At 35.5% G+C, this 25,599-nt stretch carries 9 protein-coding genes; 8 read left to right on the top strand and 1 reads right to left on the bottom strand.

Annotation, left to right across the window (positions count from 1 at the left end):
* The first annotated feature begins 279 nt into the window (after window positions 1-279).
* From ABJD27_RS10465 to ABJD27_RS10430, 8 genes are all read left to right on the top strand, one after another.
* Window positions 280-6,405, top strand: a complete 6,126-nt coding sequence (locus ABJD27_RS10465) for an HYR domain-containing protein (protein WP_348162565.1) — start codon at window positions 280-282, stop codon at window positions 6,403-6,405.
* Between the two features lie 413 nt (window positions 6,406-6,818).
* On the top strand, window positions 6,819-12,641 hold the full coding sequence (locus ABJD27_RS10460) for a hypothetical protein (protein WP_348162567.1): 5,823 nt from the start codon (window positions 6,819-6,821) through the stop codon (window positions 12,639-12,641).
* A gap of 242 nt (window positions 12,642-12,883) precedes the next feature.
* A complete protein-coding gene (locus tag ABJD27_RS10455) occupies window positions 12,884-15,277 on the top strand; it encodes a T9SS type A sorting domain-containing protein (protein ID WP_348162568.1) in 2,394 nt (797 codons plus the stop codon).
* A 105-nt stretch (window positions 15,278-15,382) separates the two neighbouring features.
* Complete coding sequence (locus tag ABJD27_RS10450; RefSeq protein ID WP_348162570.1) at window positions 15,383-17,401, top strand: sensor histidine kinase; 2,019 nt, start codon at window positions 15,383-15,385, stop codon at window positions 17,399-17,401.
* 97 nt (window positions 17,402-17,498) lie between these two features.
* Complete coding sequence (locus ABJD27_RS10445; RefSeq protein ID WP_348162572.1) at window positions 17,499-19,340, top strand: sensor histidine kinase; 1,842 nt, start codon at window positions 17,499-17,501, stop codon at window positions 19,338-19,340.
* 1 nt (window position 19,341) lies between these two features.
* A complete protein-coding gene (locus tag ABJD27_RS10440; protein WP_348162573.1) occupies window positions 19,342-19,986 on the top strand; it encodes a response regulator transcription factor in 645 nt (214 codons plus the stop codon).
* A 277-nt stretch (window positions 19,987-20,263) separates the two neighbouring features.
* Window positions 20,264-20,677: a response regulator gene (locus ABJD27_RS10435; RefSeq protein ID WP_348162575.1), complete on the top strand. Its 414-nt coding sequence runs from the start codon at window positions 20,264-20,266 to the stop codon at window positions 20,675-20,677.
* Between the two features lie 312 nt (window positions 20,678-20,989).
* Window positions 20,990-23,536: a TonB-dependent receptor gene (locus tag ABJD27_RS10430; RefSeq protein ID WP_348162577.1), complete on the top strand. Its 2,547-nt coding sequence runs from the start codon at window positions 20,990-20,992 to the stop codon at window positions 23,534-23,536.
* Between the two features lie 301 nt (window positions 23,537-23,837).
* Here the strand turns inward: ABJD27_RS10430 and ABJD27_RS10425 are convergent, their stop codons facing one another.
* Window positions 23,838-25,505 carry a T9SS type A sorting domain-containing protein gene (locus ABJD27_RS10425; protein WP_348162579.1) on the bottom strand — a complete coding sequence of 556 codons (1,668 nt, stop codon included), beginning with the start codon at window positions 25,503-25,505 and terminating at the stop codon, window positions 23,838-23,840.
* Between the last annotated feature and the right edge of the window lie 94 nt (window positions 25,506-25,599).

Here is a 25,599-nt window from a genome sequence, read left to right as displayed (position 1 = left end):
TCACATAGTGTTCATTAGTAATTTTATCAATGAAATTGCCTACAAAATAGTAGCTACCGTCAAACTGAACTTGTTTCAGTTTCTCATAATAAGATTCTGAAATGAATTAAGAATGACGTTTTAATAAACTACCATAGAGCAGTTTACACTTATTTACATACGCACTACCACGTATATAATACGTACTTCTTCGTATTTCATAGACGCGCGCATTGAGATACATTACACTCAAATTTTAAAAAGCCCTTATTGCACTCAAAATTTAAAAAACTCCTTAAGATGAAAAAAAAAACAGTGCTCTTAACCATATGTTTTACACTCTTGATAAGTATTGTCACAGCATATACACAAACCTGTGGAACCCCAAACAATATTAATCAGACTGCTACAACAGGCAGTAATGCAGCTGGTGATCACTATGCATTTTACCAAACATTTACACCAGATTGTAATGGTACTATTGACCATATTACGGTTTGGAATACCAACTTAAACAGTGAAACTGCGACTATCTTTATCACTCAAGGAGCTAATCCAATAGGATCGACTATTTTGGATCAGTTTACATTTACATTTCCAACCTCCCCTTCTACTTCTCCTTTCCCTTCTATAGAAACAGATATTCCGTTATCTAATACTATTAACTTATTAGCTGGAGTAACTTATGCTTATGCTATGGTTTTTAATCAAGGAGATAACATATCTTTTGATTTGTCAAGTGGTGATCAATATTCAGATGGAGAAGTATTTTGGGTAGATGAAGGTTCTACAACTTGGGAACAAGTACCCACCAATACTGGTGAAACAGGTGTTACCGATATGCGTTTTCGTATTCGTTGGGTAGACCAAAGTCCCTATGTAACCTGTAGAGAAAACCGATCATTTGCTTTGGATGCTAATGGTACTCGAACCATTACATTTGGTCAAGTAAGTAATGGTAGTGGCGCTTCTGCAGGAGAATCGGTAGTTATACGTTCCATCAATCCTTCTTTCTTTGATTGTGATGATGTAGGTCCACAAAGCGTGACTCTTAGCATTCAAGATACCTCTGGACAAAATGAAGTTTGTACTACGACCGTCTTTATTACCGATGGCCAAGATCCTGTATTAACGTGTCCAGATGATATTATATTGGCATTACCCGTAGGAGATACTGAGGGTGCTGTAACTTATGACATCCCAACTGTTGTTGATTGTACTGCAGAAACTCCTGCAGGATTTACACACTTAGGAGTGTATACCGATCCAGATGGAGATATTAGAAACTATTATTTGTCTGACGATACTATTGCTGTTGAAAATGGGTTCAACGAAGCATTTGACGCTGGTGGCAATTTAGTTACTGTCATTGACCAGGAACATAACGATTGGTTGAGAGAATCCATAAATTTTGTAACGGGAGCTACCAATGTTCAGGTATTATTAGGATATACAGATCGATTTATTGAAGGTTCTTTTCTCTGGTATGCAGGTTCTGAAAATGATGGCTATGAAAATTGGAATACGGGAGAACCTAACAACTTTGGAAATGAGGATTACACAGTGATGATACCTAATGGGAGATGGAATGATTTAGCTGGAACCCAACAGAGAAGATTCCTCCTTCAAATTGAAGGGCAATCTTCAGAAGCAACGCTTATTTCTGGTATCGCATCGGGTGGGATATTCCCAATTGGGACTACTACCAATATGTTTGAAGTTACTGATGCTTATGGAAATATCGCTACCTGTTCTTTTGATGTGACCATAGAAGAAACAATTGCTGAAACAACTGTTATACTGTTCAGTGATGGTGGATTGGTTATCTCGGATACACAGACGCCAAATGATTTACAATTAACTCTTTCTAATGACGATACAACGCTTACTATTAGCGGCTTAATAAGCCCAAATGTGATAGGTGCTACCCTACTTGCTGATCAGACAACCGTAACGGTACCCCTCTCAAGTATTACATCAGGGATTACCATTATAGGTACGGATGGACAGGACAATGATGTTACTTTTGCCAATGCGCTGACCTTAAGCGGAGCATCTAATGACATCGGCATTTCCAATTTTCAAATTGATACACAAAACTTACCCATTACTGTAGGCGGAACATTCATTGTGATACAGCCAAGTGGTGTTTTAACAGGAGATACAACTATTAACGGAGCGATAGATTTTGATTTTGATGGTAATTTTACACCCAATGTAACAGGAGATACATCGGATAACTTTGACCAATTAGTCGTTAATGGTACAGTGAGTATCACCAATGGTAATTTTACACCACAAGGAGGATTTACAGCACAAACAAATGAAACTGAAATTTTATTGATCAATAATGATGGTACTGATGCCATTTCTGGAACTTTCAATGGATTACCTGAAGGGAGTACCGTTATCTTTGGTGATTATGAAGGTGTCTTAAGTTATATAGGAGGTGATGGGAATGATCTATCGCTTTTTAGAGATGTTACTCCTCCTATGATTAGTTGCCCAGAAGATGTAGTAATTGATTGTGCTGATGTCAGAATTACATCTATGACTGGTACCAGCACTGAAATAGTAGATATTCCTGATAATGATCAAACGGGGATCAATAGTACGCTAACTTTATCTAATTTAATACCTGATAATCATATTATTACAGATATGACGGTTGAGATTAGTATGGATCATACCTGGGTGGGAGATTTAACATTTGAGCTAATAGCACCTAATGGAGAAACTTTAATAGTATATACACGTCCATCTGGATTTGGTGATAATAGTAATCTTGAAGGTGATTTTCCAATTACATTTACCGATGATGCTACAACAAGTGCCGATAATATAGGAGTTGGCATAGACACTGCTGGTACTATTTGCCAAGCCTCTGAGTCTCCATGTGAATATTTTCCAAGTGCTGGTGCAAATGGATTTGAACAGTTTATCGCTACATTAAATGCGACAAATACAGATTTCAATGGAGATTGGACGCTACATGTTACTGATGACCAAGGAGGTGACTCTGGAACATTAAATACTTGGAGCATACATTTCATTTCATTAGATCTCAATAATACATCACCACCTATTATAGATACTACTCCAGTATCAACAGGAATGGCAACTGCTACTGATGCTATAGGAAATACCACTGTTGCTTTTAGTGATGTGGTTGTTGATGGGTGTGGTATTTCGGAAACGATTACACGTACCTGGACAGCTACCGATGAATCAGGAAATATGAGTACGTGTATACAAACCATAACCGTTACAGACACACGAGCACCTGAGCTTACGTCATGCCCTGAAGATATTATATTTGAATTAGCATCTGGTGACACCGAAGCTATTATCACGTATGATCTTCCAGAAGCTACAGATCTTTGTGGGGATGTAACCATTACACAAACAGAAGGAATTGCCTCAGGAGAATTATTTCCAGAAGGGGTGACAACAAATACTTTCTCAATAACAGATGTTTGTGGGAATGAAGTGATTTGTAGTTTTACAGTAACAGTTACTGCACAAGAAACTTTGGTAAGTCTTAATGCTGGCGTTTTGACTATTGAAGATGTAGGGTCTACATCTGATGACAGTATTACCTTATCTGATGATGGCAATACACTAACCATAAGCAACCTAACATTTCCAGTAGATATAGAGGGTGCTGTCACAGAAATTTCAGATACTTCAGTAACGGTTGCATTAGTCGATATTACAAATGGCATCGTAATAACTACCGATGGGGGAACGAATACAGTGACCGTTGGAGCTTCTACAGCGACTGCGATTAATATTCAAGGAGATAATACCGCAACCATAGCACTAGATGCTATTGACACAGGAAGTTTAAGCATTGCAGGATTTACAGAAATTACAGATGTGGGGAGTGTTATTACAGTGACAGGAGCAACCAACTTAACGAGTTCTGGGGAAATTGATATAAACAACGGGCAAGGAAGTCATGAATTTGGTGGCCTCGTTACGCTAAGTGCTACTAGAATAACTATTACGGCTGGAGCGGATCTCACTTTTAATGAAGTTACCATAACCGCTTCTGATTCTTTTGTAAATTCCCTGATAACTTCTCCCGGTATCCTTACCTTAGATGGTAATGTGAATATAACAAATGAGAATACCAATTTAATCTTATTTGGTAGTGATGGTATCTTTCAGCAAAGCGGTATCATTAATAGAGGTTTTTTAAGATTATCAGGAGATGGTTCAGGAGAGGCCATATTGGATCAGGTCAATACGGTTGGGGCAATTGCAGCAGAAAATCCAGATATTGCGACTGAAAGTGCATTTACGAATCTTTCGTTTACTAATGCTACGAATGCGTTCTTAGCAGATATCATCGTAGATGAGTTTACATTAACTGCACCACAATTTGATCTAGAACCTGGTTTTACACTCATCACAAAAAATGGAACAAGCGTAAGTACCTTTAATGCAGACATGGATATCAATAATGGTACTGGAACAGCCATTTTCAACCACAATGCAGGGACCATCAATTTTAATGGAGATACCAATGATTTTAATGGCAGAGTGACCTATAACGGCTCGGCAGGTACCATAACGAACTTCAACAGTGATTTCACTGATTTACCAGTAGGAGGACCTGATAGAAGCTTCACTTTTGGATTTCTAAATAATACGACCGGTACTATCGATATTGGAGATTTATCGGTAGATATCTTAAATGAAGCCAATTTCTTTGGAGCCAACACGCTTATGACTGGTTTTCCATTCCTAAACGGCGGGCCAACCACCATTTCAGATAATGCGACGATTTCTCCGGGTGGAGGTACTTTCGGTCTGAGGTATAATTTTGATGATCTTATCATAAATACGGGAGCTACGTTTGCACCTTATATTGTTGGAGATAATACATTTGATTCATTAGAAGCAGAAAATGTAACATTAAACGACGCCAATTTAGCACCCACAGGTGGGTTTATAGCGCAAACAGCTGGTGAACTCATTATCGTTAATAATACAGGCACAAATCCGGTATCGGGTACTTTTAATGGATTCCCAGAAGGGGCATCTATATCTTTTGGAAATTACAATGGAATTATTAGTTACGTAGGTGGTGATGGAAATGATATTTCCATCTCTCCTGATCCTGACAACCTCACAACAGTTTTAATTAGTGAATATCAACCCCTATTTTCACCTTCAAGTGACCCGCAAACTATTGAGATTTTTGGTGCTGCTGGAAGCGTATTTGAAGGTACCTTTGTCGTGATAGAAGGTGATTATGATAATGATCCAGGTCCAGGAACTGTTGTGGGCGCCGATACCTTCTCAGGTACTTTTGATGCCAATGGATTATTAACCGCTACCATTCCTAATATAAATAACCCTACTCATACCGTGGTATTGACTACCTCCTTTACAGGGACGGTAGATACTGGAATGGACGATGGAACCGATATTGATATGGATAATGATGGTGTAGCAGATGACCTATCTGCCTTTGGACTGATCTTAGATGCGGTAGGTGTAGGTGATGGTGGTATTTGTTGTCCAGAAGATTTCTTATACGGTACTGATTTTGGATGCATCGATCTACCAAGTATTGGTAGTATTCCTGGGGCTATTTTTAGAGATGCAAGTGATGGAGATTTCTTCCAAATATCTGATACTTCTGGGAATATTTTTGATAATACAGGTGCTACAATTGATGCATCGCTTTTTGATACAACTCCTACAGAAGATGGTACGTTTGGAGCGATTAACCCTACAACTGCTTCTAAAGTAGTGGTAAGCGCAACTGTATATCTGCAAGGAGCCTTTACCAATCCGAATGCCAGTGAAGAATCCTTAATGCGTGATGATTTACGTGTAGCCAACTTAGTTCCTTTAGCAACACCATATACTGATGGTAAAACGATCAATGCATCGGTATTGAATACTACAGGTGCCAATGCGGTCGTAGACTGGGTATTTGTAGAACTTAGAGATGCTACAGATAACAGTATTGTGATAGATGGACAATCGGCTTTATTATTACGTAATGGGAGTGTTGTAGATACTGATGGTACGAGTTCACTTAGTTTTGAGCAAGATGAAGATTCCTATCATGTAGCGATCAATCATCGTAATCATTTAGGAGTGATTACAGCAAATACGGTAGCACTATCATCTATGACAACATCGCTGGATTTTAGCTCAGATATCGCGATAGCCAACGGAGGAACATTAGCCTTAAGAGATATGGGGAATGGCATATTTGCTATATATGCAGGAGATGCTACGGGAGATGGAAATATTCTCAATACAGATATCACAAATACGATTAATGTTTCTGGAGGAATCAATACATATGATGGAGCAGATGCAAACATGGATGGAAATATTCTCAATGATGACATCGCATTATTTATCCAACGCAATGCTGGACGTATTCAACAATTTTAAGGATCTATGTAATCAAAATATCGATAATTATTCCTAAGTTTTAGTTTTAAAGCATACTGAGTACGCTTTCGCGAAATCGAGCTTGCTAGATCTGCCGGGAGGCAGGTTCACGACCGTAAGGGAGAGTGAAACGTTAAATCGAACCTGTGAGACCTGCCTGCCTTCCGGCAGGTTCACGACTGCAGGGAGAGCAGAACGTTAAAGCGCACTCCCACCCTAACCCTTTTTTAAATTACATAAATATATTTACATAATACTTTATAAAACACTGTCTATAAAATAGATAACTTTTTACACCTCCGTAGTCCACTCTACACGCCACTACGTACTACTACGTATATATTACGTACTGTCCCGTATTTCAAACATAGTAGACACCTAATACCTTGCACCTAATTTAAAAAACTTCAGAAATGAAAAAAAATAGGCCCCTAATACCCCTAATAGCAACTATTCTTATGTTGATCATCACAACCTACGTGAATGCACAATGTGATGCAAACAACGATTTTATCCAATGGGGAGATTCCAATTGGTATGATATTGATATCCCAAATGATAATAGACCCGATAATGCAGGGCAAACCTTTATTGCGACCTGTACGGGTCCTATAAGAGGTACTACATTGGTTACCGACAATGTTCGTGGCGGAAATATTGGTGGTGTGTCAATGACTGCAGAGTTATGGCGAAATCCATTCAGTTCTAGTAGAGTTTTAATGGCCTCTCAAACACAAGATATAAATTTTCATACTATAGAAGGTTCTGATGAAGAAGATTATTTTCCTTTTTCAAGTCTACCACAAGTAACTGCAGGAGAAGAATATGCTGTAGTTTTTACGTTAAACGACACGCAATACACGGTAGGAGTAGATGTTCAATTAGGTAATATGTATCCAGAAGGAAACTTTATCCGTGATTGGTCAACTACAGGAACTGGAAGCTGGGATCTGCGCACACGTGTGCATTATGAAGATAATGTAGCGCCTAATGCTATGTGTAAAGATATAACACGTGCTTTAGATGCCAATAATACGCTGCAGAATCTTAACGCAACTGCTATAAACAATAATTCAACTGATGCCGATTCAGGCATTGCTACGTACTCACTTAGTGAAAACTTTTTTGATTGTAATGATGTAGGTTATAATTCTGTAAGGTTAATAGTTACAGATCAAAATGGAAATACAGGTGTTTGCGAGTCTACTGTTTTTATTACTGATGGTAATGATCCCGTATTAACCTGTCCAGGTGATATGACAGTAACTGCAGATTATGCAACTGGTACTGCCATCGTAAACTATGCAGATATCACTTATGATGATTGTACTTTTGAATGGGCCGATGGCTTCGATTTTATAGGGACCCACGATGGTAGAAGTTATTACGTATCACACACTCCTTTAGTGCCAAGTGAGGCTTTTGCAAATGCAGAACTTCAAGGAGGGCATGTAACTACTGTTATAGATGCAGAACATAATGAGTGGCTTAGGGGTGCAGTAAATAATCAAGGTCTTACAAACGAAGACATACTAATTGGATATAATGATGTTGTAGAAGAAGATACTTTTGTATGGCACAATCCTAATGGAGGATCTACCTACGAAAATTGGGCAACCTTAGAGCCTAATAATTCAGGTCCAGGTGCAGGTGAAGATTATACAATCATGAACGGTGGTGGTAGATGGAATGATGTAAATAATAATACCGCAAGACATTATATCTTAGAGAAATCTGAAGCAAATATTAGACAATCATCAGGTTTAGTTTCTGGAAGTGAATTCCCAGTAGGTACAACCATAAACTATTTTTCTGCTACAGATGCATTTGGAAATACAGGGAACTGTTTTTTTATTGTTGAGGTACTTCCGGCTCCAATAGAAACAACAGTAGTACTAGATAATGGAGAACTAATAATTACCGATGTTCTAAATGAATCTAGCGATCAAATAACGTTTTCTAGTGACGGCACCACTTTAACTATCAGCGACTTAATAGATCCATCTGTTAGTGGCGGACCAACACTCGTTGATCTTACTACAGTTACAGTGCCATTGGCTAGTATTACTAATGGTATAGTGTTTAATTCGGGTAATGGAATGAACACTGGATTCAATATCATCACTTTTGCCAATGATTTAACACTAACAGGAGTTGATAACGATATAACTCTCAACGGCCTAAGAGGCTATGTACAAACTGGCAGCATTAACATTGAAGGTGATTTAACAATTAATGGTGTTGGTTTCGGCTTAACCCTATTTGGTTTCGACTTAACCCTAGGTGAAATCACGGCAAATAATTTAAACATAGATGGTGTAGACAGAATCCTTGATGAATTAGGTTCGCCATTAACGATATCAGGAGACACGCAATTGCAAGCAGCAGATGGTATTAATATAGAAAATTACGGAGCATCGCACACTTTTGTTGGTGAAGTAAATTTAACATCTGGTGAATTAATTTTCTCTGCAGGAGCAGATACTACTTTTGGAGACATAAATGCCACAGACCAAGGTGTTGGTGTATTGCACACTTTATTAGTATCTGGAGGCGATATTACTTTTAATGGAGATGTTACTATCTTAGGAAGTAATGCAACCCTAAATGTTGTTGGTGTAGAAAATATTACGCAAACAGGAGGTGGTATTGAAGCACCTAATTTAATCTTTAAAGGAACTGAAAATACCGCAGTAAGTATAGATAATAATAATAATAATATTCAGTCATTAGAAACCATAAATTTTTTCGAGGATCTCGGCTCCGCTGCTGTGGATTTAGGATCATTGTCTTATACAAATACAACCAATATGGTGTTAGGGACTATAGATGTTAATGAGTTCAACATTACGGCACCTCAATTAGACTTTGAGCCAGGTGTTACTAATATCAGAAAGCGAGGATCTGGTGTAAGTAACTTTAATGCAAATATTGATGTGATTAACGGTACAGGTACGGCCAGTATTAACCATAATGCAGGTACCATCAATTTTAACGGAGACACAAACGATTTTCTATCTCAAATGACCTATATTGGTCTGCCAGGAACCATTACAAATATTAATAGTGTAACAACAGACTTTCCCGCAGGAGGTCCTAACAGAGTTTTTACTTTTGGTACCTTAAATGCTACAGGAGCAATAGACGCTGGAGATATAGATATTAATCTTTTTAACGGTGCTAATTTTTCATTAAATACAACGTCACTTACTGGTGTTCCTTATGTACAAGGAGCCCTTACAAACATATCAGGTGGCGCTAAAATTACTCCAGGAGGAGGAACCACTGGTTTAGAATATAGCTTTGATGACCTGACTATAAATACAGGAGCAACTTTTGCGCCATTTATCGAAGGAACAGGAGTTTCTGAATTTGATAAACTAGCAGTAAACGGAACCCTTACTTTAGACGATGCCAATTTAGCACCTACTGGAGGTTACGTTATAGGACCAGATGACGAGCTAATTATTATAGATAATGATGGTACTGATGATGCTGTAGTTGGTACATTTAATGACCTCCCTGAAGGTAGGGAAGTTCTATTTGGCGATTTTGTAGGTATGATAAGCTATGAGGGAGGTGATGGTAATGATGTAGTGTTAATACCCTTGCTAGATACTGAAGTTAACCTTACAGCAGGAACGCTTACTATTAATGATATCAATGGAGGTCTGTCTAATGATAATATTACATTGTCTAATGATGGCACTACATTAATCATATCTGATTTAATTGCACCAGTAAAAATAGTTGGTGCGGTAACACCTGTTACAGAAACATCAGTCTCTGTACCATTAGCTTCTATTACTAACGGGTTTCAGTTTTTATCAGAAGGTGGTGTTGATAGCATAACGATAAATAATGCGTTAACATTAAGTGGTTCAGATAATTTTTTCATAGCCGATAATATTGATAACTATACACAAAATGCAGCTTTAACTGTTGGAGGTACTATATGGTTAAGCGGAACGGATACCTCTAATATTCTTTTTGGTGAGATTACTGCAAGTAATTTAAATCTGATAGAATTTAATAACGTAGACGATTCTGATGGAAAAAGACTAAATATTTCTGGTCAGGTAAGTATGAGAACTTTAGGTACCGTAAATATAGATAATGGTAGCGGAGATGAAAGTGACCATTTCTTTGGCGGTCTAGTAGATATAGAGGCTGCTTTGGTTTCTAATTTTACTACTGGTTCAGATTTAAGTATAGGTTTTAGGACCACAGCAACAAATGGTATAAATAATATCATCGCATCACCAGGTGCTATAACAGTTTCTGGTACTACTACAACAGCAGGAGATTCAGATATAAACCTATCGGCAACATCCATTACTCAGTTAGCAGATGTAACAATCACAACCGATGAATTAATAATTACAGCTAATGGTAATAATCCTACTGTAGAATTATTAAATGCTACAAATGATATTAATCTTTTAACTTCAGAAACTCTTTTACAGAGTTTATCTATTACCGATGTTGATGATATTGAATTAGGAGATATTACGGTAGATGAATTTACTATTACAGCACCAACAATAAACATGACAAGTGAAACTGATTTTACAAAAATAGGAGTAGGAGTAGGTAACTTTGTAGGATTTTCATTTTCTAATTCAGGTACAGGAACCATAACACAAAGCGGTGGTACTATCATTTTTAATGGAGATACCGTTTTATTTGGAGGAATTACCTATAACGGAATATCAGGTACAACTACAAAGTTTACTGGTGGACAAACCTTTATAGGTGATAATTTTACCTTTGGTACTTTATTAGTTGAAGATAGATTTGTTATAGAGGCCTTAGATGAGTTTAATCTATTAGATGAGTCTAATGTAGTTACCGTATTAGATCAAACTATAGTAGGTAATGATGTTGGTCCAGATTTCATTAAAATATTTGGTGGTTATGGAACATTTACAGGAAGCCCTACAACGATTTCTACAAATGGAGAAATATTGCCATTCACATTTGGTAGTTTAACATTTCAAAATGATCTAAGAATAGAAAATGGTGCAAAATTTAATGCGCAACTCTTTGGAATAGAATTAGATGATTATTCAAGGATAAATGTTACAGGAACCGTAACATTAGACAATGCTGAATTAGATGCATCTTTCAATATTTTATCAAATCTTGTTGGACCTGGCTTTGAACTTGTGATTATTGATAATGATGGCGTAGATCCTATTGTTGGAACATTTAATGGTTATCCAGAAGGGTCAATGATTGAAACATCGCAGTTTGGAACTATAAAAACAGGAACGCTATCTTATACTCTTGGAACTGGAAATGATTTCGGTTGGAAATATGATGATGAAGCACCAACTGCTGTATGCCAAGATATTACAATAAACATTGAAGGTTCAGAAATCATTACAGTTACTGGAGATCAATTAGACGGTGGTGCTACAGACAATACAGAGATAACTGAAATTCTAATCGATGGTGAGGCTTCTTTAAGCTTTACTTCTGACGATATTGGAGATCATGAAGTAACCATTACGTTTAAAGACACTAATGGAAACGAAAGCGAATGTACTGCAACGATTACTATAGGTGAAAATATTACATTAAATCCAAAAGTATATTTACAAGGCGCTTTTACAAACCCTAATGCAGGAGAAGGAAGTTTAATGCGTGATGATTTGCGTGTTGAAGGTCTTATTCCTACAGAAACTCCTTATACAGATAGTGCTACCACAGATATCACCGTATTTAATACGACAGGAAATGATGCTATTGTAGACTGGGTATGGGTAGAATTGCGTGACGCAACAGATCTTACATCAGTGATCAATGCGCAATCAGCTTTACTACAACGAGATGGAGATATTGTCGCTACAGACGGAACTTCAGCATTAAGCTTTACCAATGCTCCAGGTGATTATTATATAGCGGTAAAACACCGTAATCACTTAGGTGTATTAACCGCTACTCCTATCGCTATTTCGACAGGTACACTCGTTGATCTTAGTACAAGCATAACAGCAGCTACTGGAGAAGCATTGGCTTTAAGAGATATGGGTAATGGTATTTTTGCCGCCTACGCAGGAGATGCTACTGGTGATGGAAATGTATTGAATACTGATATCACAAATGTCATTGGAATCGCTGGAGCAATCAATATTTACAATGGAGCAGATATCGACATGGATGGTAACATCCTCAATGCTGATATTGCATTTTTCATCCTACTAAATTCAGGGCGTATCCAACAGTATTAATCATCAATTTTAATGAAGATATTGATAGGTATGCTTCTTTGAAATATATCTATCAATATTCATCATACGTAGTACTACGTATATATTACGTACTGTCCCGTATTTTAATCTCAACGCTCATATAATACCTTGCTCTCAGTTTAAAACAAGAAAATAGCTGTAAAAATAGCATTATATAGAAGCCCTTTTAATACAAAATGTATATAACAATTTTAGAACCTACTTTAATTAAATTATAAATAATGAAACAGATTACACTATGGATAGCTATACTTCTAGGATGTATTACTATCAATGCTCAAAACATTGAGCTATCTTTTGCTAATCCACAAATCACTAACGATGGTGCTGATGACTTCTACGAAGTAGATATCATGATTACTAGTGATGTTGCATATTCACAAGGATCTGGTCAGTTTTTTATAGACTATAATACCGTTGCTTTTGGAACACTCATTAATGGTGCTAGTGGGATTACCTATGAACGTCCAACTACGTCTATCTTAGGAGGACAAACAACCGTTCTTGTAGGTGAAACTGAAGTTCCTCTTGGATCTCATTATAACTCATTTACTGTAAATGATGCTACAACTTCCAAAGTGTCATATTTATGGCAACAAAATGGAAGTGGTGGAATGATAGGAACCAATATTCCTGCAAACACACCAACGGTATTAGTACACCTTAAAATGAAATATCTTACAGGTGCTAGTGCAGAGCTTCCTGATCTTTGTTTTGATGATACAAATCCTTTTGATGATCAATTTATTACAGCCTGCGGTCCTTATGATCCATTAGTAGGGTTCACATTTGTTGACTCTGATTGTACGAATCAAGCTGGCACACAAATTTTTGATTATACCCCAGATTGTACAATGCCTATCATACCATTATGTGCGGGACTTCCTCTAACAACTTATACTGGGTCTGGATGGGATAACGGAACACCTGACGGATCAATGAATGCAATCATTGATAGTAATTATGACACTTCTATTGTAGGGGAAAATATTGTAGCCTGTTCTTGTACTATTAATGCAGACGTTATAGTTACCGTAACTAGTGACCAGTATTTACAAACTACTGGAAATCTTACCATAGATGGAACTCTTGATGTAGCTCATGAAGGTAGTATTGTACAAACAGATGAAAGTGCTGTGACTATTAATAACGGATCAATTTCTATTGCTAAAACAACTCCTACTATAGACGATCGTAACTATGTAGCGATGAGTAGTCCTGTAACTGCAGAAAATAGAGATAGAGTCTATGGAAATTCTAGAGCTGTATTTAGTATCATACCAAGCAACTTTGTGCCTTTTGATATTGATCTTGATGTGTTCCCTGAATTTAATGGAGCTGAGAATTTCCTCGATGATAATAATGATTATTTTGCTCCTGTAACAGGAAGCGCTACACTTCCAAGTGCAGGAATTGGACAACTGGTGTTCCCCCAACCAGAGCCCAATGTAGGAGATGGTGCTTATACCCTAACCTACACACAAGATGCATCTAATCCAGGAACATTAAACTCAGGAACAATTTCTGTGCCTATTCATTACAATGGGCCAGAAACTACAAATAATTATAACCTACTAGGAAATCCTTATGCTTCGGCTATTGATGTAGAAGCATTCATCAATGCTAATGATGCGGTAAATGAAGTATACTATTGGGATCACTTGACCAATCCTACGGCTGAATTGCCAGGATTTGGAACGAGTAATTTCTCTATGAATGATATTTCTATCCGTAATGCCTTATTGGGACTGGCCGCTGTTAATGGAGGTTCAGCACCAAGTCCCTTTATGGCTTCCGGACAAGGATTTGGGATCAAAGCTAACCAAACCCAAGCTGGAGCAAACACACCAGTGGTATTTACAAATAGTATCCGTGTCGCTGGAAATAATAATGATTTTAGAAATACAGAAAGTACTACTATAGACAGATTATGGTTAAATTTAACCACTAATGCTTATGAAGAAGCTACTTCTCAAACAGGTATTGGGTTTACGCCTAATGCAACCCCTGGATATGATCCTGGATATGATAGTCCAAGACTAGGGACGTTTATCTCATTATTTACAACACTGGAAACAGGAGAACAACTTGCTATTCAAGGTAGAGAAACTTTTGATGCTGCTATAGAACTTACGCTAGGGTTTGCTACTTCTGTAGAAACAGAAGAGAATTACACTATTAGTATAGACCATTTTGAAGGAATTAATATTGAAAATGTACCTGTATTCTTAATTGATCATTTAGAAAATACGATCACAAACTTAAAAGAAAACAGTTATTCTTTTACAGCGACAAGTGGAATTCAGTCAGAACGATTTACGGTAGTATTCCAAGAGCGTGATGCACTGGATACAGACGAAGTTAGCTTTCGCGAAAGCGATATAAAATTATATCCTAATCCAGCTTCTGATTTTGTAACCTTAGCGTATCAAGGTGATAGACAATTAGAGCAACTGACTATTACGGATATAAATGGACGATTAATTAAAATAATAGATCTAGAAAACTTTAACAATGCTCAAGTAATTGACACCAGTATTCTAGCAAAAGGAATCTATTTTATACAGATTCAATCTATTGATAGAAATGTAATTAAGAAATTAATTATCCGATAATGAAAGTGTAATTATCATAAAAAAGAGCTATCAAAATGATAGCTCTTTTTTATATACAATATCTCTTAAAAAAGAATATCTTTATTACAAATATCTGTATGCTTTATGAAATGCCTCCTCATCATTTGCAGTTTATATTTCAGTTGTTTTGTGTATGCACAAAATGACACATTACAAGCAACAGTTACTTCATTAAAAAATAAAATTGCTCAGGCAGAAGACCTTGAGAAACTACATCTATTAGATAGCCTTTCTAATATGATATTATATCGAAAAGATTTTGCATATGATTCTATTGTTCGGGAAACTATTTCTTATGCATTAAATCATAAAGCTAGAGATATTGCAGATAAGAATACTGCCTCTCTTATTTTTTACTTGAGTAATCGTTTAGGCAAACCTAAAGAAGCAACTTCGCTTTTTGAATCTTTTAAACAACGTTCTGACACGACACTTAATGCTAATATTTTAGCAGAATTACACCTTAATGGAGCAGATAGTTACTATTATATTGGCAAAACAGAAAAAGCTATTCGCCTATACAAATTGGCAGAAAGTTATGCTCGTTCAGCTAATAATCAAGTAATCTTAGGTGCTGCCAAAGAATATAGAGCAGACGCAAATGCTGATATAGGTAATTTTGTCAAAGCAGCACAACTTCTTGATGAAGCTGAAAATATCTATACTTCAATTAATGATACTGTTCGAGAGATGCTTACACAAAATTCTAGAGCTAACTTATATAGTCAAAATGGTTTTTTCAAAGAAGCTAGAGAAGAGCGTGAAGAAGTCATTCGTAAAGCTGAAAAAGCAACATATTATCCAGCACTACTTTCTGCCTTATATAATGCTTCTATTGATGATGGATTTACGGGTAATTATAAAAGACGAATTATCCATTTAAAAAAAGCATTACGTTATACACGACAGTCAGAGTATATTGATTTATACGAACCACGTTTACTTAATAGTCTTTTACAATCGTATTCAAAAACAGATAGTTTAGAACTTGCACTTAAAATTCTTGAAGAATTACAAAGCAATCCTAAACGCAACACCCAAGGAGTATTTAAAAATATGCATACTAGTGCATTATCAGAGTATTATTTAGCGAAAGGTAATTATCAGAATGCTCTGATTTATGGAACAGCATATCTTGAGAGTCAAGAACAGTCTAAAAATGTTATAAACCTTATAGGCGCTCATGAATTTCTAGTTAACCTACATTCCATATTAAAAGATGATTCAAAAGCGCTCTATCATCATAAAGCCTTTTCAAAAATTCAAGATTCTATAAATAATATACAAAAGATAAATAGCTTATCCTACTACCAAACATTATATGAAACTGAAAAAAGAGATGCTCAAATTCAAAAGCAACAGGCAGAAATCACATTATTAGGAGTAAAAAACAATATAAAAAATCAGTGGTTTTTATTTGGAGGTATTAGTATTCTATCACTATTCTTTATTTTATGGCTAATCCGGTCACAAAAATATGCAAAGAAAAAACAGGTCTTAAAAGCTATCTTCACGCAGGAATTAATTAACGGACAAGAAACAGAACGTATCCGCTTAGCACGCGAGTTACATGATAGTGTAGGTCAAAAGTTGATGTTACTTTCACAAAAAGCAAAGATTATTGGAGATTCAGACATCAATACACTTACTGGAAATACATTACAAGAACTTCGTAACGTTCTAAAAGGGTTACATCCTTCTACCCTAGAAAAATTAGGGTTTAGTGTGGCTATACAATCACTTATTAATGAAGTGGACACTAAAACGTATATCTTTTTCACATCTGAAATAGAAAAAGTAGATCCATACCTAAATAAAGATGTGACGCTTCATCTATATCGTATCGTACAAGAACTATTAAGTAATATTGTAAAACACTCTGAAACTAAGTCTGTAAATATTTCTATTACCAAAGAAGATCAAGCCATCGTAACCGTCATCAAAGACAATGGGAAGGGCTTTAATTTTACAGAGAAATATGAAAGTGCTGAAAGTTTAGGAATGAAAATACTCATAGAACGCTCAAAAATCATAAATTCAAAGATAGAGATCAATAGTACTGTTGAAAAAGGAACAACAGCAATTATCTCTATACCAATATAATGTATATAAAGACATAGGATCATTAAGTATATTTTGAATACTGTTGTGTATTGAAAATTTGAATATGTACTTTTACTTTATTTTTTTTCAAAAAAATATGAAATTTAGTATTATATCTTTTATCATTTTATCTTTTACACTTTTGCAATTTGAAGTGGGATATACACAATCCACATTATCTGATAAAAAAGAAAATGTTAATACATCTTTTTATAACGATATTATTGTAGGTGCCAGAGAGCTAAACGGTATTGGAAGTAATGAATCAGAAGACATTTTTATTGGATATTACAAAGGCTTACAATTATTAAAAGAAGTTGAAGATAGTTTAAAGCTTAGATTTTATGATGATTATTCTTTTGCCATGTATACATTGCATCTGTATGATGAATCTATCAAACTGGCAAAAAAGGGAATTGAGCTTTCAAAGACAGCTCCTGAATATATTCCAATTCAAAATTATTATAATGATTTAGCTTTTAATTATGCTGAACTTAAGAAGTATGATAGTGTTACTTGGGCATATAAAATGATTAATAAAGAAAATGAAAAAAATAAAGATTATTTTCAGAGTATTAGTAGTTATAATAATTTAGGATACCACTATTATTTAAATCTTAAGAAATATGACTCAGCGCTCATCTTTTTAAAAAAACGTGATAAGCATCCAGGTCGAGTTTTTGATAGTTCTCTTACCTTAAATTGGAGTATAAATGATAATATCGCTTTAGTATATATGGCTCAAAAAAGATATGCAGAGGCGAGTGCTCTTTTTAAAGAAAACTATGAGCATTATACGCAGAATAAAAGAGGATATTTATGGCGAGAGCGCTGGTTAAGGGCTGGACTACAATATGCGGAGGTTGAAATCATTCAAGAAAATTTCCTACATGCAAAAAAAATACTTCAAGAGATAGAAGGACACTTAACTAATCTTTCAAATTATCGTGATAGTCCAAATGAATATTTTAAATCAAAATTGTTGTTGCTTAAAACTAAACAACAATTTGCGCAAGCAACACGTGATTTTGAGCGCGCAAATCTTCTAGGTATCACGTATCATAAACTTAAAGACAGTTTAAAAAGAAGTGAGGAAGAGCATTTATTAAAGGATTATAATTTAATTCGGGAGATTGGATTACAAAATGCTCAAAATACACTGCAACAAGAACAATTAATAAATAAAGTAGAGAAGAAAAGTTTAGAATTAGATTTAAAGCGTCGTTCTACTAGAATTTACTGGTTATTAGCAATTGGGATCTTAGTATCTATACTTATTTTTGGGTATATCTATTATAGAAAAATGCAACTATACGCTAAAAACAAAGAGCAATTACAGGAAGCATACGCACAAAATCTTATTAAAAGCCAAGAAAAACAACGTACACGTATTGCACGTGAATTACATGATAGCGTGGGACAAAAACTGATGTTGCTTTCGCAGAAAACAAGAACAGCTAATGACCCAAGTATGGATATACTTGCAAAAGAGACACTGGAAGAATTACGCAATGCTTTAAAAGGACTACATCCAGCCATCATAGAGAAATTAGGGATTAGTACTTCACTACAATCATTAGTCAATCAAGTAGATGCAAATACGTCTATTTTCTTTACAACAGAAATTGATAAAGTGGATGACTACTTTACAAAAGAAGCCAGTCTCCATCTCTATCGCATTATTCAAGAACTTCTCAATAATATTGTCAAACATGCAGATACTAAATCTGTATATGTTTCAGTCATTAAAGAAGACCAAAGCATTAAAACTGTCATTAAAGACAACGGAAAAGGGTTTAATTTTGAAGAAAAATATAACAGCGGTAAAAGTTTAGGAATGAAAACACTTTTAGAACGTGCAAAAATTATAAATTCGAAGATAGAAATCAATAGTGTCCTTGGAAAAGGAACCACAGTAATCCTACATACCTCTACATAAGATGAATAAAGATGTGAGTATCGTTATAGCAGATGATCACCCAATGCTACTTAAAGGACTTCATGATCAACTTGAAGACAGTAATTATAATGTAATAAGCTCAGCCGCAAATGGTATGCAAGCTCTTGAAGCCATTTTGACATTACAACCAGATATAGCATTATTAGATATAGATATGCCCTTATTAAGTGGCTTTGAAGTTGTGAAAATGGCAAAGGACAAAGGGGTTCATACACATTTTATTATGTTATCCTTCCACAAAGAAGCAGACTATGTAACACAAGCAAAAGCATTACAAATTCAAGGATATTTACTAAAAGAAGATCCATTTTTTGAAATCGAACGATGCATAGAAGCTGTTCTTTCTGGAAAATACTATTTCAGCAAGTCTTTTGAAGATAACATTTTAAACAATGCTTCTAAAGAAATAAAAAAATTACAGTTATTAACCCCATCTGAGTCTACAATTTTAAAATTAATTGCGCAACGAATGGCTACTATTGATATTGCTGAGAATCTATTTATATCTGCCCGTACGGTAGAAAAGCATCGAAGTAATATTATAAGAAAGTTAGGGTTAGAAGGAGAAACTAATCAACTTACCAATTGGGCACTTACAAATAAAAGCACCATTCTCGAATTATAGAAATAGTATTTCTCGCTTCTGCTTAAATTCATTTATCCTTCATTTTTAAATACATATCACACAACAACTAGTTATATGTTTTTTTATATACGTGCTACTACGTAATAAATACGTGTTACTGCTTATTTGTTACATATTATTTAGGTCATAATTTAGCGATGAAGATATAAGTATACGATTAAGGGTTATGTATTCTTATTTTTTCATAGAGAGGTTTAATAAGAAAGCATTTATTTAAGGCTTCCTTATTAACAGAAGATAAATTAACTATTTTTATATGAGTGATACAAATCGTATGTACATTGCTCACAGCAATCAAAATTTTGTTGAATCGCTAACGTCGCATTTTACAGATACACATACTTTATATAATAGCACAAATGACGGTTTTGAAGCTTTGCGATATATTTTAAAATATAATCCAAAACTCGTCATTATCGAAGCAGATCTTCCTAATCTAAATGCAACAGATATTATTAAATGTATTAATAAAAAATCACGCACTACAACGTTTATTGTAGTTACTACAAATAATTCTACTAAAGTTCCTTGTACTTCTAAACGTAAAAAAATCAAAGCCCCCCCCTGTTTTACTCAAGTAATAGAAATAGCATATAACCAAAGTAATTTCACTCCCATATTACAACTTATTGATAAAGCAGATCAAAAAAAGCAGATAATTCCATATTGAATATTGCCTGTTTGATTACTTGAATGGTTAGTTAATAGTTGAGAAGAAGGGGTCATTTTAAAAAGATGATACCCTTCTATTTTGTTATAAATCTATAGGACATATAGTTACTTAAAAATTGAGATATGTACTAGATTTCTTTCAAGTCTTAAAAAAAATACAATTAAATGTTAAAGTCAAAATTCTTAGTAACATTTAGGATACACTAGGCGTCTTGTATACATAATTGCGATATAATGCGTCATTATAGTATGTTATACAAAGTATTATGTATAACATACAAACATTCATCAATCAAAACTCAATCAGACAATGAAACAACTATTTCTAGCATTTTTGCTATTATTGGGCAGTATAAGCTACGCCAATACAAATGACCCAGTAGATAAAATCGGTACCATTAAAGGGCAGGTACTAGATAAAGAATTACAAGAACCACTTCCTTTTGTTACAGTATCTGTACATAATACAGCAGGTGAGATCATCACTGGAGGAATTACAGATGACGATGGTCAATTTGAAATCAAAGGAATTCCTGAAGGAGAAAACAACGTATCTATCCAATTTATAGGATATAAAACATACGATGTTCCTATTACTGTAAGTAGAAAAAACAGATCTATTAATCTAGGTGTTATCCAACTTGAAGAAGAAGCCACAGGACTTGATGAAGTAACTGTTGTTGCAGAGCGTACGACAATACAACAAAAAATAGATCGTAAAGTCATCACTATAGGAAAAGACCTAACAACCTCAGGGCCTACTGCAGGGGATATCATGAATAACTTACCATCGGTGACAGTAGATCAACAATCTGGAGCCTTATCATTAAGAGGAAACCAGAACGTACGTGTGATGGTAGACGGAAAATTATCTAATGTCCCAGTAGACCAATTATTAAAGCAGATTCCATCTACATCTATCAAGCAGATAGAGCTTATCACAAACCCATCGGCTAAGTACAATCCAGAAGGAATGAGTGGGCTGATTAATATCATCCTACACAAGAATGCCAATCTAGGATTTAATGCCAATATCAATACAGGTATCACCTACCAAGACAACCCAAAGTGGAATACAGGAATTGACCTTAACTATCGTAACGGAAAATTTAATCTCTTCGGAAGTTGGGGCGGTAACTATAATAAAAATACAAACTTTGGTTTTGTAAACCGTCCTAATGATGGTATTACTCAAAACTTTGATTTCTTTGACGATAGTAATTCTAACCTCTTTAAAGTAGGATTAGATTATTACATCAACGAAAAAAACACATTATCTGTATTTACAAATCAAAACACATTTAATGGTTTTGTAACGGGAACAACTGATGTTACTTTTCCAAACGCTGCAAATGATGTGACACAGATTTTTGACAATCGTAATGACAATACATCATCTCAATATAACATTGATTATAAATTAGACCTTGCTAAAGAAGGAAGTTCTATTGAGTTAGAAATAGATCATAATATTTTTAACGGTGATGAAAATGGAAACTTCCTTTTTGACGGAGATAACGTTGCTCAAGATTATGTAGATTTTATAGATACAGATCGTACAAGAACAACCATAAATTTAGATTATGAAAATCCAATATCAGAAACGATAAAATTAGAAGCAGGTGCACAAGCACGTATATTTAGCTCTGAAATTGGAAGAACTTCTAATCAGTCTGTGATTAACCCTTTTAACCTATCTATAGACCCTAATACGTTTATCGCCTCCCCTACAACAGATTTTGACTACTCTAGAGATATTTACTCTTTATATGCTTCTGTAAATAAGAAATGGGAAAAGTGGTCGGCACAATTTGGCCTTCGTTTTGAGTCTGTAGATGTAACAGCAGATACAAGAGAGACTTTCCAAGATGGTGTCGTAACAGATGATTTATCAAACTTTAATACCGATCCTTCAGTACAAGTATCTCGTGACGGGAATAGCGTGTTACGTAATTTTGGAAATGACTATACACAAGTATATCCATCTGCCTTTATTACCTACAATCCTTCAGAGAAAAATCAATATCAGTTTAGTTACAGTCGTCGTATAGATCGTCCAGGTATTGGGCAAGTAAATCCAATTCGTGAGTTTAGCACACCACTTATCTCTGCTTTTGGAAACCCTTCTTTAGTACCACAGTTTACAAACTCTCTAGAAGTAAATTACACACGTAGCTTAGAAAAAGGATCTATTACAACAGGTGTATTTTATCGCTCAGTATCTGACTTGATTAACCAAGCATTATTGTACAACCGTACAGATCCTAACCTAAACAGTTTGATTTTCACACAAGACAACTTTGATGATACTTCATCATACGGTCTTGAGGTTTCTGCAAACTATAAAGCAACAAGTTGGTGGAGTCTTAATGCAAGTTTTGATGTCTTCTCTCAAACGCAACAATCATTTGCAGAGACGGTAGATGCTAGCATAGAAAACCCGACAGTAGATGATATCACGAGTAACGATTTTGAGATAGACAATGTAGTATGGAATTTTAGAGTATTCAACAACTTTAAGGCTACAAAAAAATTGACCTTCTCGGCCTTTATATTATACCGTGGTGCCAATGAGAATATTCAGTTTGAAGTAGATCCTATGTTTATGACTAACATTGGAGCACGTTATAACTTCTGGAAAGGAAAAGCAACGGCAAGTCTTAATTATAATGACATCTTTAATACGATGAAGTTTCAAGGTACAGGAACCCGTCCTTTTAATCAGAACATACAGTTTAACTGGGAAAGCAATACGATTAATGCATCACTATCGCTTCGTTTAGGAGGAAATAAGTATCGTGCAAAATCTAGAAAACGTCGTGATAATGACGAGAAAGAAGGCGGAGGAATCTTCTAGAGTTCTAAAGATCTTAGATCCCGATTTTCAGCGGGATTAGTTCAACTTACAATTTTGAGAATGCCTTTCAAACTTCTCAAAATAGAGTTTTACTAACATACTATAGATGATGGACTGACCTAACTTCCAATTATACTTGAACATCATCTACTACTTGAAAACCGGGGTTTGATCACTTCGGTTTTCTTGTTTTTTACGCTTTCGCGAAAGCGGACTCAGTATCTTTACAATAGAGAAAGCCCCATAGAAATACTATAGGGCTTTTATATAAGAGATACCCAAAAGGGCATACATTCATAAGCTACTGCTTAATGACGCGTATGACTTCTCGTTGATCTCCTGTGGTTACCGTTATAAAATAAATCCCATCCGTCACCTGAGTGCCTTGCGATGTCCTTCCATTCCATACGATAAATTGACTTCCTGTAGTTACTTGACTAAAAAGAGTATTGACCTCTCTTCCTAGTACATCATAAACTACAATATCTGTTTTTCCTTCTCTTGTAATATCAAGTGTAAACGACGCTGTAAATGGATTTGGGAATCCAGTTACTGATGTTGTATTTGCAATCACCTCATCAACACTCAATGTGCTATCTGGTGTAATACGTGTATAATACACATCCTGTCCACCATTAATGGTGTTTGCCCATGCGACATGAGCCCCTTCGTCATCTGAGATCATATCAAAATAATCTCCCATTTTATTTTGTTGTGGGTATCCTATCGAAGGATCAAATGCTTCTGAAATTACTTGGTTTTCAGACCATGTTGTTCCTTGATCATCAGAAAAAGAGTAATACAACTCTGAAAATAGTGTTCCTTCTGGTGCATTACGAGTATCTAACCAAATGATATCAATACGTCCATTAGGCGCAACTGCCATCGTTCCTAACCATTGGATATTGGTCGTACTCTCATCGGTATTAATTCGGATGGGGTCTTCAAAAGTAATACCACCATCGGTACTTCTAGAAAACATCACATCCCCTTGATCACTATTGGAATTTCTATCTACAGAAGCAGCTACATATACATTTCCTTCGCCTGGGCCATTAGATATATCAACATCAATCCATGTCTGTCCTAATAATCCCTGAGGATTTACAGACAGTCCTGCATTGAGCTGTCCATCCAGGTCTACAATACTTACATCCTCCCACTCGATCGTACTTCCAGCATCTTTTGCGTTTAGGGATTGAAAAACCACGATATCTGCACCATTGGTTCCCGTTAGATATAACGTACTTTCTTTATTTACAGCCAGTGTTCCCCAGAATGGGTCTTGAGGGACATCGATACAAGTTTCAAAGCTCTCGCTTCCATCTGTCGACCTGGTAAAAGCACCATCACAAGTTGTAAATGAAAGATTCCAATGTGCATAATTGTTATTTACTCCTGGATTATGGTCTACACGCATCCATTGTTTATCGCCTCCATTTGCTGGTACTGGATCTTCCCATACAACGCCTCCATCACGTATGACAAATACATCACACTCAAATGTATTACGGAGACTATTATAATATAGATTCCCTTCAGAATCAAAATCCAATACAGGGTCTGATCTAAAAACACCTGGATCTAATACGCCAGGAAAAGTCCAAGAATTTCCTCCATCTAAGGAATATCCATATCCCGCCTGACGGAAATTGTTCTCTACCGTATCAAATTGTCTCCACCCGATCACAATACGATCAGGATTGGTTGGATCTACAGCAATGGAAGGTTCGTTGGCAGCATCACCTACAATATTTAAATTGTTCTCATCTATATTTACTTGTACAGTAAAGAAATCACTAGCTCTCACAGTATAAGCAGGACTCTTTTGCATGCTTGCTCTAGAAATTGGAACATAGTTATGCTCTTGAATTTCTACATGTTTTTCTCGTAAAGGAATTTGTTCTTGGGCAATCGTAACAAACGACATACCTATACTTAAGGCAATTACATAGTATGATTTTAACATGATTGGTAGGATTTAGAATGAATAACTTATTCAATCTAAAGGTATAAAATAGTAGTACACAATATGGTAATCCCTATAAAAAATTCCTTCTAGT

This window comes from Dokdonia sp. (assembly GCF_039945015.1).
Lineage (GTDB): Bacteria > Bacteroidota > Bacteroidia > Flavobacteriales > Flavobacteriaceae > Dokdonia.
Note: the sequence above shows the minus strand (reverse complement) of the source record. Positions and strands in the feature narration are given on the sequence as shown.